This is a genomic window from Enterobacter cloacae complex sp. I1M, from assembly GCF_014982425.1.
Taxonomy (GTDB): Bacteria; Pseudomonadota; Gammaproteobacteria; order Enterobacterales; family Enterobacteriaceae; genus Enterobacter; species Enterobacter intestinihominis.
In genome coordinates this window covers 118,242-132,010 of the sequence record NZ_JADCLG010000013.1, presented here as the reverse complement: position 1 = coordinate 132,010, position 13,769 = coordinate 118,242, and the positions used below count along the sequence as shown (strand labels likewise).

9 protein-coding genes are annotated in these 13,769 nt (G+C 56.4%); 6 read left to right on the top strand and 3 right to left on the bottom strand.

Annotation, left to right across the window (positions count from 1 at the left end; genetic code table 11):
• Nucleotides 1-10: 10 nt before the first annotated feature.
• The 6 genes from hcp (at nucleotide 11) to INF86_RS08470 (ending at nucleotide 8,192) form a co-directional block, all read left to right on the top strand.
• Nucleotides 11-1,663 (top strand): hydroxylamine reductase, encoded by a 1,653-nt coding sequence (gene hcp / locus INF86_RS08495; protein ID WP_023299708.1) that lies wholly within the window; start codon nucleotides 11-13, stop codon nucleotides 1,661-1,663.
• Between the two features lie 10 nt (nucleotides 1,664-1,673).
• The gene (hcr, locus tag INF86_RS08490; RefSeq protein WP_193543422.1) at nucleotides 1,674-2,642 is read left to right on the top strand and encodes an NADH oxidoreductase; all 969 of its coding nucleotides are present in this window, start codon (nucleotides 1,674-1,676) and stop codon (nucleotides 2,640-2,642) included.
• 238 nt (nucleotides 2,643-2,880) lie between these two features.
• Nucleotides 2,881-4,599 carry a ubiquinone-dependent pyruvate dehydrogenase gene (poxB, locus tag INF86_RS08485; RefSeq protein ID WP_022647603.1) on the top strand — a complete coding sequence of 573 codons (1,719 nt, stop codon included), beginning with the start codon at nucleotides 2,881-2,883 and terminating at the stop codon, nucleotides 4,597-4,599.
• Between the two features lie 38 nt (nucleotides 4,600-4,637).
• Nucleotides 4,638-5,639 carry a low-specificity L-threonine aldolase gene (ltaE, locus tag INF86_RS08480; RefSeq protein ID WP_063148385.1) on the top strand — a complete coding sequence of 334 codons (1,002 nt, stop codon included), beginning with the start codon at nucleotides 4,638-4,640 and terminating at the stop codon, nucleotides 5,637-5,639.
• Nucleotides 5,640-5,649: 10 nt separating this feature from the next.
• Nucleotides 5,650-7,086, top strand: a complete 1,437-nt coding sequence (locus INF86_RS08475) for an SDR family oxidoreductase (RefSeq protein ID WP_063148386.1) — start codon at nucleotides 5,650-5,652, stop codon at nucleotides 7,084-7,086.
• A 92-nt stretch (nucleotides 7,087-7,178) separates the two neighbouring features.
• Nucleotides 7,179-8,192, top strand: coding sequence for an NAD(P)-dependent oxidoreductase (locus tag INF86_RS08470; RefSeq protein WP_063146162.1), 1,014 nt, complete (start codon nucleotides 7,179-7,181; stop codon nucleotides 8,190-8,192).
• 144 nt (nucleotides 8,193-8,336) lie between these two features.
• Here the strand turns inward: INF86_RS08470 and INF86_RS08465 are convergent, their stop codons facing one another.
• The 3 genes from INF86_RS08465 to INF86_RS08455 all read right to left on the bottom strand — a co-directional run bounded on the left by INF86_RS08465 (nucleotide 8,337) and on the right by INF86_RS08455 (nucleotide 13,564).
• Entirely contained in the window at nucleotides 8,337-10,163 is a 1,827-nt protein-coding gene (locus tag INF86_RS08465; protein WP_032624555.1) for a chitinase, read from the bottom strand.
• 134 nt (nucleotides 10,164-10,297) lie between these two features.
• The gene (gene iagB, locus INF86_RS08460; RefSeq protein WP_023299704.1) at nucleotides 10,298-10,738 is read right to left on the bottom strand and encodes a type III secretion system invasion protein IagB; all 441 of its coding nucleotides are present in this window, start codon (nucleotides 10,736-10,738) and stop codon (nucleotides 10,298-10,300) included.
• A 102-nt stretch (nucleotides 10,739-10,840) separates the two neighbouring features.
• Complete coding sequence (locus INF86_RS08455; RefSeq protein ID WP_038415759.1) at nucleotides 10,841-13,564, bottom strand: glycosyl hydrolase family 18 protein; 2,724 nt, start codon at nucleotides 13,562-13,564, stop codon at nucleotides 10,841-10,843.
• Between the last annotated feature and the right edge of the window lie 205 nt (nucleotides 13,565-13,769).

Below are 13,769 nucleotides of genomic sequence, written 5' to 3'. Positions count from 1 at the left end.
AGGTGTGATTATGTTTTGTGTGCAATGTGAACAAACCATCCGTACCCCGGCAGGCAACGGCTGCTCTTACGCGCAGGGTATGTGCGGCAAAACCGCAGAAACGTCCGATCTCCAGGACCTGCTGATTGCGGCGCTGCAAGGCTTATCCGCCTGGGCCTTCAAGGCCCGTGAATATGGCCTTGTCGATCACTATGTCGACAGCTTTGCGCCGCGCGCATTTTTCTCCACGCTGACTAACGTTAACTTCGATTCGCCACGCATTGTGGGCTATGCCCGCGAAGCGATTGCCCTGCGTGAAGCCCTGAAAGCGCAATGCCTGAATGCCGACGCAAGCGCTCGCGTGGACAACCCGATGGCGGAACTACAGCTGGTGAGCGACGACCTGGGCGAGCTACAGCGTCAGGCCGCCGAATTTACTCCCAATAAAGACAAAGCGGCGATTGGCGAGAACATCCTCGGCCTGCGCCTGCTGTGCCTGTACGGTCTGAAAGGTGCTGCGGCGTATATGGAGCACGCGCACGTACTCGGCCAGTACGACAACGACATTTATGCCCAGTACCACAAAATCATGGCATGGCTGGGCACCTGGCCTTCCGACATGAACGCCCTGCTGGAATGCTCGATGGAAATCGGCCAGATGAACTTCAAAGTTATGAGCATTCTGGATGCCGGTGAAACCAGCACCTACGGTCACCCAACGCCGACGCAGGTCAACGTCAAAGCGACCGAAGGTAAATGCATCCTGATCTCCGGCCACGACCTGAAAGATCTCTACAACCTGCTGAAGCAGACCGAAGGCACCGGCGTTAACGTCTATACCCACGGCGAAATGTTGCCCGCGCACGGCTACCCGGAACTGCGTAAATTTAAGCATCTGATCGGTAACTACGGCAGCGGCTGGCAGAACCAGCAGGTGGAGTTCGCCCGCTTCCCTGGCCCAATCGTCATGACCTCTAACTGCATCATCGACCCTACCGTGGGCGCGTATGACGACCGTATCTGGACCCGCAGCATCGTCGGCTGGCCGGGCGTGAGCCACCTTGAAGGCGATGATTTCGGTCCGGTTATCGCACAGGCGCAGCAGATGGCAGGCTTCCCGTACAGCGAAATTCCGCACCTCATCACCGTCGGTTTTGGCCGTGAAACCCTGCTGGGTGCGGCGGATTCCCTGATTGACCTCGTCAGCCGTGAAAAACTGCGTCACATCTTCCTGATCGGCGGCTGTGACGGCGCGCGCGGGGAACGTAACTATTTCACCGATTTCGCCACCCGCGTTCCGGAAGACTGTCTGATCCTGACCCTGGCCTGCGGTAAATACCGTTTCAACAAGCTGGACTTCGGCAACATCGAAGGTCTGCCACGCCTGGTGGATGCTGGTCAGTGTAACGATGCGTATTCAGCCATCATTCTGGCGGTCACGCTGGCAGAGAAACTGGGCTGCGGCGTGAACGATCTGCCGCTGTCGCTGGTGCTCTCCTGGTTCGAGCAGAAAGCGATCGTTATTCTGTTGACCCTGCTCTCTCTCGGCGTGACCAACATCGTCACCGGGCCGACCGCGCCAGGCTTCCTGACGCCGGACCTGCTGGCCATCCTGAACGAGAAATTTGGTCTGCGTTCCGTGACCAACGTTGAAGATGATATGAAGCAACTGCTGAGCGCGTAAGGAGTAACTCATGACCATGCCAACCTCACAATGTCCGTGGCGGATGCAGGTTCATCACATCCAACAGGAGACGCCGGATGTGTGGACACTGTCGCTGCTGTGCCATGACTACTACCCGTACCGCGCAGGTCAGTATGCGCTAGTGAGTGTGCGTAATTCGGCGGATACCCTGCGCGCCTACACGATCTCCTCCACGCCGGGCGTGAGCGAATACATAACGCTCACCGTCCGTCGTATTGAGGACGGCGCAGGCTCCCGGTGGCTGACCCGTGACGTGAAGCGCGGGGATTACATCTGGCTGTCTGACGCGCAGGGCGAGTTCACCTGTGACGACAAGAAGGAAGACAAATTCCTGCTTCTGGCGGCAGGCTGTGGCGTAACGCCGATTATGTCGATGCGCCGCTGGCTGGCGAAATACCGTCCTCAGGCCGACGTGCAGGTGATCTTTAGCGTGCGTTCCCCGGAAGATGTGATTTTTGCCGAGGAATGGCGAAATTATCCGGTGACCCTGGTGGCTGAGCACAACGCGACGCACGGTTTTGTCGCGGGGCGTCTGAGCCGCGAAATGTTGCAAAGCGTGCCGGACATTGCGGATCGTACCGTGATGACCTGCGGCCCGGCGCCGTACATGGAGATCGTGGAGAAAGAAGTGAAAGCGCTCGGCGTGACCCGCTTCTTTAAAGAGCAGTTCTTCACGCCTGTAGCGGCAGCGGCGACCAGCGGGATGAAGTTCACGAAGCTGCAACCGGCGCAGACCTTCTTTGGTCGCGTGGGCACCACGCTGCTTGAAGCGCTCGAAAGCAATAACGTGCCGGTAGCGGCAGCCTGTCGCGCGGGTGTGTGCGGCTGCTGTAAGACGAAGGTGGTTTCCGGTGAATACACCGTCACCAGCACCATGACGCTGACCGATGCGGAAATTGCAGAGGGTTACGTGTTGGCGTGTTCATGCCATCCGCAGGGGGACCTGGTGCTGGCATAATCTGGCGCAGTGCCCCCATTTGTTGCCGGGTGGCACTGCGTTTACCCGGCCTACTTTGTACATGTTGGCTCTTCGTAGGCCCGGTAAGCGTTAGCGCCACCGGGCTTTTTGCCGGGTGACACTGCGTTTACCCGGCTTACGTTGTGCCTACTGCCTGTGCGTATGGAATACCAGGCAGCCAATACAGTGACTTTCTTCTAAGCTTGTAAGCGATATCACATAAAGGAGAAGGACCACCATGAAACAAACCGTGGCTGCATACATAGCGAAAACCCTGGAGCAGGCTGGCGTAAAGCGTATCTGGGGCGTCACCGGCGATTCGCTGAACGGACTCAGCGACAGCCTCAACAAGATGAAGACCATTGAATGGATGCCCACCCGCCATGAAGAGGTCGCCGCCTTTGCCGCGGGTGCCGAAGCGCAGCTCACGGGCGAACTCGCCGTCTGTGCAGGTTCCTGCGGACCGGGAAACCTGCACCTTATCAACGGTCTTTTCGACTGTCACCGCAACCATGTTCCGGTGCTGGCGATTGCCGCACATATTCCGTCATCCGAAATCGGCAGCGGCTATTTTCAGGAGACGCATCCTCAGGAGCTGTTCCGTGAATGCAGCCACTACTGCGAGCTGGTCTCCTCGCCGGAGCAGATCCCACAGGTGCTGGCGATAGCCATGCGTAAGGCGATCCTGAATCGCGGGGTTTCGGTGGTTGTGCTGCCGGGGGACGTGGCGCTGAAGGCTGCACCTGAAACCGCCACCACCCACTGGTACTCTGCGCCACAGCCAACCATTACCCCTGCGGATGAAGAGCTTAAAAAGCTGGCGCAACTGCTGCGATACTCCAGCAATATCGCCCTGATGTGCGGCAGCGGCTGTGCCGGCGCGCATAAAGAGCTGGTGGAATTTGCCGCTAAGCTGAAGGCGCCAGTTGTGCACGCCCTGCGCGGGAAAGAACACGTTGAATACGATAACCCGTACGATGTGGGCATGACCGGGCTGATCGGTTTTTCCAGCGGCTTCCATACCATGATGAACGCCGATACGCTGATCCTGCTCGGCACCCAGTTCCCGTACCGCGCGTTCTACCCGACGGATGCGAAAATTATCCAGATCGACATTAATCCCGGTAGCATCGGCGCGCACAGCAAGGTGGATATGGCGCTTATCGGCGATATTAAATCCACCCTCGCCGCCCTCCTGCCGCTGCTGGAAGAAAAAACGGACCGCAAATTCCTCGATAAAGCCCTGAGCGACTATCGCGATGCGCGTAAGGGGCTGGACGATCTCGCCAAACCGAGCGAAAAAGCGATCCACCCGCAGTATCTGGCGCAGCAGATCAGCCACTTCGCCGACGACGATGCCATCTTCACCTGCGACGTGGGTACGCCCACCGTCTGGGCCGCGCGCTATCTGAAAATGAACGGCAAACGACGCCTGCTTGGCTCGTTCAACCATGGCTCAATGGCCAACGCCATGCCGCAGGCGCTGGGCGCGAAAGCAACGGCACCGGAACGTCAGGTGGTGGCGATGTGCGGCGACGGCGGGTTCAGTATGCTGATGGGGGATTTCCTGTCGGTGGCGCAGATGAAGCTTCCGCTGAAAATCGTGGTCTTTAACAACAGCGTGCTGGGCTTTGTGGCGATGGAGATGAAGGCCGGAGGCTACCTCACGGACGGCACCGAGCTGCACGACACCAACTTCGCCCGCATCGCCGAAGCCTGCGGTATCACCGGTATTCGGGTGGAGAAAGCCTCAGAGGTGGACGAAGCCCTGCAACGTGCCTTCTCCATCGACGGCCCGGTACTGGTGGATGTGGTGGTCGCCAAAGAAGAGCTGGCAATCCCGCCTCAAATCAAGCTGGAACAGGCTAAAGGTTTTAGCCTCTACATGCTGCGCGCCATCATCAGCGGGCGCGGTGACGAAGTGATCGAACTGGCAAAAACCAACTGGCTCAGGTAAAACATTTCACAAGACCTCTTAAATGAAAGGGATGTGAAATGATTGATTTACGTAGTGATACCGTTACCCGTCCGGGCCGCGCCATGCTCGAAGAGATGATGGCCGCCCCGGTCGGGGACGACGTCTACGGCGATGACCCGACGGTCAACGAACTCCAGCGCTATGCGGCCGAGCTGAGCGGTAAAGAGGCTGCCCTGTTCCTGCCCACCGGCACGCAGGCTAACCTGGTGGCGCTGCTGAGCCACTGCGAGCGCGGCGAAGAGTATATCGTCGGCCAGGGGGCGCATAACTACCTGTACGAAGCCGGCGGCGCGGCGGTGCTTGGCAGCATTCAGCCGCAGCCGATCGATGCCGCGCCGGACGGTACGCTGCCGCTGGACAAAGTCGCGGCAAAAATCAAAGCCGATGATATTCACTTCGCCCGCACTAAACTGCTGAGCCTCGAAAACACCCATAACGGTAAAGTCCTGCCGCGCGAATACCTGAAAGCGGCATGGGATTTTACCCGCGAGCGCAAGCTCGGCCTGCACGTTGACGGCGCACGTATCTTCAACGCCGTGGTGGAGTACGGCTGCGAGCTGAAAGAGATCACCCAATATTGCGACTCGTTCACCATTTGCCTCTCTAAAGGGCTGGGCACGCCGGTAGGTTCCCTGCTGGTTGGCAGCGCGGACTACATCAGACGCGCCAACCGCTGGCGCAAAATGACCGGCGGCGGGATGCGTCAGGCGGGTATTCTGGCGGCTGCCGGACTGTACGCCCTGAAAAATAACGTGTCACGCCTGAAAGACGATCACGACAATGCGGCGTGGATGGCAGCGCAGCTGCGTGAAATCGGCGCTGATGTCATGCGTCATGACACCAACATGCTGTTTGTCCGCGTCGGCGATGAGCATGCTGCCGCGCTGGGCGAATTTATGAAAGCCCGAGGCGTGCTGATCAACGCCTCCCCGGTCGTGCGACTGGTGATGCATCTTGACGTTAACCGCGAGCAGTTGACCGAGGTGGTGAAACACTGGCAGGCGTTTTTACAGCGTTAAGGAGCATACCGTGCCGCAACGTATTCTGGTGCTCGGTGCCAGCGGGTATATCGGTCAGCATCTGACCACTGCGTTAAGCCAGCAGGGGCACCAGGTGCTGGCAGTGGCACGCAACACGGAACGCCTGCAAAAACTTCATTTGCCTGGCGTGACGTGTCACAACGTTGACCTTAACTGGCCGAAAGCGCTTCCTGCGCTGCTGGAAGGGGTCGATACGCTTTACTACCTTGTTCACAGCATGGGCGAAGGCGGCGATTTTATCGCCCACGAGCGTCAGGTGGCGATGAATGTACGTGATACGCTGCTGCAAACGCCGGTAAAGCAGGTGATCTTTCTAAGCTCGCTTCAGGCGCCTGAGAACGAGCAGTCAGACCATCTGCGCGCCCGGCAACTGACGGCAGAGACATTGCGAAGCGCCCGTATCCCCGTCACCGAACTGCGGGCAGGGATCATCGTCGGCGCGGGTTCCGCCGCGTTCGAAGTGATGCGCGATATGGTCTACAACCTGCCTGTGCTGACACCGCCGCGCTGGGTACGCTCGCGCACCACGCCCATTGCGCTGGAGAATTTACTCCACTATCTGGTGGCATTGCTGGATCATCCGGCGGCGGCGCATCGTGTGCTGGAGGCGGCTGGCCCGGAAGTGTTGAGCTATCAGGCGCAGTTCGAACATTTTATGCGGGTGAGTGGCCGCCGCCGCTGGCTGGTGCCCGTCCCCTTCCCGACCCGCTGGATTTCGGTGTGGTTTTTGAATGTGATCACCTCCGTGCCGCCGACGACTGCCAAAGCGCTTATACAGGGACTGAAACACGATCTGCTGGCGGACGATCGTGAACTGCGAGCCTTGATCCCTCAGGAATTGATCCCCTTCGACGATGCCGTACGCAATACGCTGAAAGAAGAAGAGAAGCTGGTGAACTCCAGTGACTGGGGCTACGACGCGCAGGCGTTTGCCCGCTGGCGGCCCGAGTACGGCTATTACCCAAAACAGGCGGGCTGTACGGTAAAAACCACTGCCAGCCTCTCAGCGCTGTGGGACGTTGTGAACCAGATCGGCGGCAAAGAGCGCTATTTCTTCGGCAATATCCTCTGGCAAACGCGCGGCACGCTGGATCTGCTGGTGGGTCACCGGCTGGCAAAAGGCCGTCCTGCCGCCCCGTATCTGAACGTGGGCGATACGGTCGACAGCTGGAAGGTGATCATCGTTGAGCCGGAAAAACAGCTGGCGCTGCTGTTTGGCATGAAGGCACCGGGGCTGGGGCGGCTCTGCTTCACCCTTAAAGACAAAGGCGATCACCGCGAGCTGGACGTTCGGGCGTGGTGGCACCCGCACGGAATGCCCGGGCTGTTCTACTGGCTGCTGATGATCCCGGCACACCTGTTTATCTTCCGCGGAATGGCGAAACGGATTGCGCAACTGGCAGAAGAAAAGCGGGAAAGTAACTAAATAAAACTCTTTTTCTTTCACCTTTCCCATTGCAACACATCGTAATTCACGAAAGAATGCGCACGAAATTCTTTTCAACACAGTGGATTGTTATGAAGGTACTGGTTACCGGGGCGACCAGCGGCTTAGGCCGAAATGCGGTCGAATTTCTGCGCAACAAAGGCATCTGCGTGAGGGCCACCGGTCGCAACGAGGCGATGGGCAAGCTCTTGCAAAAAATGGGCGCTGAGTTTGTCCATGCCGACCTGACGGAGCTGGTCTCCTCTCAGGCCAAGGTGATGCTCGCCGGTATTGATACGCTGTGGCACTGCTCCAGTTTTACCTCCCCGTGGGGTACCCAGGAAGCCTTCGATCTCGCCAACGTGCGCGCCACGCGCCGTCTGGGCGAATGGGCCGTCGCCTGGGGCGTGCGTAACTTTATTCATATCTCTTCCCCGTCGCTCTATTTTGATTATCACCATCATCGTGATATTCAGGAAGATTTCCGCCCTGCGCGCTTTGCCTGTGAATTTGCCCGCAGTAAAGCGGCTGGCGAAGAGGTGATCGACCTGCTGGCCCAGTCAAATCCGCACACCCGCTTTACCGTGCTGCGACCACAGAGCCTGTTTGGGCCGCACGACAAAGTCTTTATCCCGCGACTGGCCCAGATGATGCACCATTACGGCAGCGTGCTGTTACCACGCGGCGGCGATGCGCTGGTAGACATGACCTATTACGAAAATGCCGTTCACGCCATGTGGCTGGCGAGCCAGCCGGAGTGCGATAAGCTGGTGTCGGGCCGCGCCTATAACATTACCAACGGCGAACCCTGTACCCTGCGCAGCATTGTGCAAAGGCTGATTGATGAGTTAAAAATCGACTGCCGGATCCGTTCTGTTCCCTACCCGATGCTGGACATGATTGCCCGCAGCATGGAGCGCTTTGGCAGTAAATCGGCGAAAGAGCCTGCGCTGACGCATTACGGTGTGTCGAAGCTCAACTTTGATTTTACGCTGGATATCTCACGGGCGGAGAACGAGCTGGGGTATAAACCGATTATCTCGCTCGATGAAGGGATAGTGCGTACGGCGGCGTGGTTACGGGATCACGGGAAGTTGCACCGGTAAGCGTTCCAGCCTCATGTAGGCCGGGTAAGCGCAGCGCCACCCGGCAAAAAACAGAGAGTGCGGACTGATGCCCTCACCCCGGCCCTCTCCCTCAGGTAGAGGGTGCAAACATTAAAACGGCAACCCGAGGGTTGCCGTTTGCTTTTACAGAGCCGTCCAGGCTTCAGCCCAAGCCAGGCCTGCACCCGGCTCATAGTACGTCGGCGCACTGTTACACCAGCCGCTGTACGGGAACGGTTTGCACTGGAACAATTTACCGTGGTTATTCACGATATCACCGGCGTTGTACTTGCTGTTCGCGCTCCATGCCGGGTAAGACGTATCTTCTCCGGATGGCGTTGTCGCTTTCGCTTTCACGTTCAGCAGGTAAGACGTGGTGCTGCTCAGCTCGCCATCGCTGACGGTCAGGCTCACTTCATACTGCTGCGCCGTTGTAGACTCAGGCGCCTTAAAGGTCACCACCGCTTTATCTTCGCCGGTCACGGTCTGGCCATCCTGAGAACGCCAGGTGTAGGTCAGCTTGTTGCCGTCTGCGTCGGTAGAGCCTTCCGCGCTCAGAGAAACCTGCGCGCCCGCTTCAACGGCACCGATTGGGCCCGCAATCTGCGCAACCGGCGCGTGGTTCACCGCGACAGGTTCAACCGGAGTTTCATCCGGAACTGGCGCTGGCGTTGGGGCCGGCGTAACATCTTCAGAAGGTGTTGGCGTTGGCGTGACCGGGGTTTCGTCCGGCGTCACCGAGGAACCGTCGTCATTCACGATATTCACGTTATAGAACTTCTGCACGCACTTGCTGTAGTCGCCCTCTTTGAACGCGCTGAACGGTGTCTGATAACCCACCAGCTGGCAAGAGTAAGTCTTGCCGTCAGGGGTATCCGCGCTCCATCCCCAGTCCTGTTCCCAGTAAATCTTCAGGGCGCCTGCGCCACCTTCGTCAAATTGTTTCATGTTGGCGCAACCCAACACTTCGTTCGCCGGAACAGGGACTTTCAGGTAGTTCGCAAATTCTTTGTAATACTTGATACGGTTCTGAGACTGCGCAATTTCAGTCGGGCCGCCGCACTCAACGCCGCCGTTGATGATCTGGGTTGTTACACCGAAGCCCGGGACCAGGCCGTTGGCTTTATCGTGATCGTTCGGCTGCCATGTACCGTCGATCACCTGCAACATGCTTGGTTTTGGCGGCTGTGGATAGGCGAAGAAGAAGATAGCACTGGCCAGGTTCAGCCAGGTGTCCGCCACCAGCTCAGGTTTATCGAGCAGGGTACGCACGTCGCCGTACATCGCTTCAGAGAATGGACCGTAGTTGTAGTTGTAGGACAACTGTTTCGCACCGCGTCCGAAATAGCTCAGGAAATCGCCGTCTTTGTCTTTACCGCAAGGCCAGGTCTGTCCCTGCCAGACGTCCGGGTTACATTCGCCGTTATAGCCGCCCTTCTGCCCTTCGCTCCAGCCCATTTCACGCACGTGGACCAGCGCCTGACGCCATTCGGCTTCCGGACGCCAGCTTTCGTGGCCGCCGGTTTCCTGGGCAAAGTGGGCAAACATGGTCGCCAGCTCTTTGCGGCAGATAGCGTCGCTGTCACGACCGTCGTTGTAGGTCTTACACAGCGCCGGGAATTTACCCACGGCTTTCAGGAAGTTGCTGTAGGTATAAGCCTGTGCACGCAGCGGAAAGAGATATTCCCAGTCGCTGGCTTTCACAATCCCTTCAACGCGTTTGACGTTGTCCGGGTTCGCCGCGCGGCCTGGCTCAATCAGTTCGACCTGCGCGTTGTCCAGGGTCTGAATAGTCTCTTTAACGGAGGCCATCAGCGGGAAGTTAGTGAGCTCATGCTCTTTCTTCGCCAGATCGCTGGCTTTCATGGTGTACGGCTCGCCGGTGGTCGCCTGCAAAGAGGCGGCCTGCGCCATAAAAGGTGCAACGCAAGCACCAGCAACAAGTACACTCAGTAACGTCCTTTTGTTCATTTCAGTTTTCCTGTTCGTTTCAAATTAAATGTTAATATCCCGGCTTAGGTATTATTCCGTTAATACATAAACCACATTCAGCTGTTTTCACTTTTCGAAGAACACCTTCAGGAATTCTTCAAAAATAAAAAACGTTAATCGCGTGCTGCTAATTTTAATTGCTGATATTTAGCCCAGACCTTATGGGCATATTTCATCCGCTGCGGATAATTCTCTTTCTTCAACCCGGCGTTATAAGCGCCTACCGCTTCCCAGTTATAACCATATACTCTTATCATTCCGGAGAGAATGGAGGCACCCACCATGATGGAGGTACACGGCTCGGTCATTAAGCGATACTCATCAATGCCTCTGCTTTCTAGCGCGGTAAAATGCGAGCTGTTGATTTGCATCAGCCCGACATCCCGCGTGCCATCGCGGTTTTTCCCAACCGCGTACGGATTCATACCGGATTCCACATTCGCTATCGCGTACAGTAAATAAGGGTCGACATGATAATAACGCGCCGCTTTATCCCAACAGTTTGCCAGAGCACCCTGGCTTATTATTAATAACAACAAAATGAGCTTTTTCATTTTTACCTGCTGACTTTATTAGTTATTTCTCCTTAGAAACATCCTGTAAAATGAATTTTTAATTACTCCCCCTCAGAAGGGGGGAGTAATTAATGGGTTAGATTATTTGCAATCTGTTGATGCGCCTTCTTTTACCCATACGTCGCTATTTGCTGGGTTATCACCACGGGTCCACCATTTCGCACGGTAAACGTTACCTTCATAGGTGGTGGTGTCGCCGCCGTTGTAGACCAGGTCAGAACGCCAGTTCATCTTCACGTTGCTTACCAGCTCCCACGCGTCCATACCGAAGCCAGGCTGATTGCCCTGAGTCCAGTATTTCGCTTTCCACACGAGGTGGTCGAAGCTTACGGTATCGCCGTTGTTATAGATTTTGCTCGCGTCCCACGCAGCGTATTTGCTGGCGTTGGCATCGACAGGTGCGTCGCAGCTGCCGGTGGTATCGTCAGCTGGCGGGGTTACGTCGTCAGCCGGTGGTGTGACGTCATCGGCAGGAGGCGTTACGTCGTCAACCGGTGGGGTTACGTCATCGGCAGGAGGCGTTACCTCGTCAGCTGGCTTAGGCTCCACCGTCACCTGCACGTCAGACTGCACGCTGGTTTTACCGTCCGTCACAATAACGCTCAGGGTGTAGGAAGAAGTATTGTGCACTTCTGGCGCAGTGATGCGAACGTTGGCCGAATCAGTGCCGGTCGCGTTCATATCAGCCGGTACGCTCCAGCTGTAGGTCAGCGCGTCACCATCAGGATCGGATGCCTGTGCGTGCAGAGAAATTGCTTCACCGGACTGAACGGTAACGGCTTCCATAGCATTTATTACCGGCGCCTGGTTGGCTTTAGGCGCTTTATTCACAACCTGGACGTCAACAGCATTGCTCAGCCCTTTAGCGTCGGTTACGGTCAAACGGAAGACCAGGTTCTGGTCGCTTGTCACAGCCGGAACGCTAAAGCTGGCTTTTGCTTTGGTGCTATTGGCGATGGTCACAGAAGGGCCTGAAACCTGCGTCCATTTATAGGTCAGCGCATCGTCGTCCTGGTCGCTGGAAGCAGAGCCATCCAGGGTCACGGTTGCAGGACCGGTGACATTTTGATCGGCAGCTGAAGCCACTGGCGCATGGTTAGTCTCAACAGGCAGATCCGGGATGGAACTTCCGCCCAGCAGGCTTTCGTTCATGGCGTTCAGGATATCGCCGTTATCAGACTCGATAGACCATGCGAACAGTCCGCCCAGGTTTTTGTTCAGTACGTATTTGCCTTTCGCCATAACGGAACGGGCGTTATCGTACGTCACCAGCTCACCGGTGGACTTGTTGAACACGTACGGCGCTTCAGCCGCTTCGTCATATTTGTATTCCCAGCCCGGTTTGCCCAGCATCTGGTTGACGATTTGACGATAGTCAACGATACCGTTTTCCCATGTCCCTTTAATTGGTCCGGTTGCGGTGCCGGTAAATGGATTATCGCCGGTATAACCATGAACGCCGGTCCAGCCGCGGCCATACATACCTGCGCCTACCACGATCTTGCCTGGCTTAACGCCCTGCTCCAGCATCGCTTTTACCGCGTTATCGGTGGTGTAGTTAGTGTCTGGTTTCCAGGAAGCACCGTACAGGGCGGTCTGGTGGCCCAGATCGGTATTGCTCCAGGCACCGTAGAAGTCGTAGCTCATCAGGAAGATATGGTCGAGGTACTGCTGCGTGGTGTTATAGTCCACGTCTTCGATCTTATCTTTACCGGCACCGATTGCAGTAGTCAGCTCGTAGGTACGACCGGTTTCCGCAGACAGTTCATTCAGCATCTGACGCAGGTCGTGCATCAGCGCGGTGTAGGTGGCTTTATCGGTCTGAGGATTGCCGAGTTTGGCGTTTTCACCGCCGCCGCCCGGGAATTCCCAGTCAATATCCACGCCGTCAAACACTTTCCAGGTGGTCAGGAAGTCTTTTACCGACGCCACGAAACGGTCACGCAGTACTTTGTTATCCATCTGATAGAACGGATCGGACAGGGTCCAGCCACCAATGGATGGCAGAATTTTCAGGTCAGGATGGGCTTTTTTCATCGCCATCAGCTGCCCATAGTTACCTTTGTAGGGATCGTCCCAGTTGCTTACGCCTTTCTGCGGTTTCTGCAACGCAGCCCAAGGATCGTGAATGGCCACGGTGTAGTCCTGACGGCCAGCACAGGCGCGTTTCAGGGATTCCAGTGCACCTGAAGATTTGGCGCTGTCGTTAATACCGTCGCCGCCGCAAATTGGAATAAAGCCGTACAGCAGGTGGTTAATGTTCGCGACCGGGATCTTATCCGCAGAGAAGTTTCGATCGTAAACGCCCCACTCAGGGAAATAGGCACCGACGACTTTATCGGTATGCTGAGCGAAAGCTTTGTTATTTTCCAGCAGCGGCGTATTCAGCGGCAGCAAATGGCTTCCGTCGGTATCCGCCACGATAATCAGTTTGCTTGCGCTTTTGGTACAGCCGCTGTCGTTACATAGTTCGACCTGTTCCTGATAGCGGCCCCCTTTTTTGACTTTGAAGGTCGCAGAACCCGCCGCGCTGCCCGCGCCGGTCCAGACGGTCTTGCCGTCCAGCAGCACTTTTGCAGACGTTGGGGCGTCACCGCTCCAGACGTTCCATTCCACTTTTACATCAACACCCTCTTTATGCACTTTGATGAGGTTGTTGTAATCCTGTGCCGCCTGATCCACTTCTACCAGCGCAAATTTATCATTGCCCGATGTAATAGAAGGCGTACCCGGCGCAGCTGCAAATGCGGAGCTGGTGGCCGCCGCAATAAAGAGCGCCAGATATTTTGGTTTCATAAATTTCATTTTTATTTCCTGATAAATTTATTTATAACGTAATAACCCATGCCTTCCGTGAGATCATGGATGCGTTTCGCGTAATGCGTATTTAACCAACGTGAGTGCCGTGAACAAAAAATTGTTGCTGCGCTGTATTCCTCCATAAAAAGATACAAGCCAAATCCCGTGTAGCTTATATCTCCTACGATACACCGAGCGTAAAGAGTCGTCC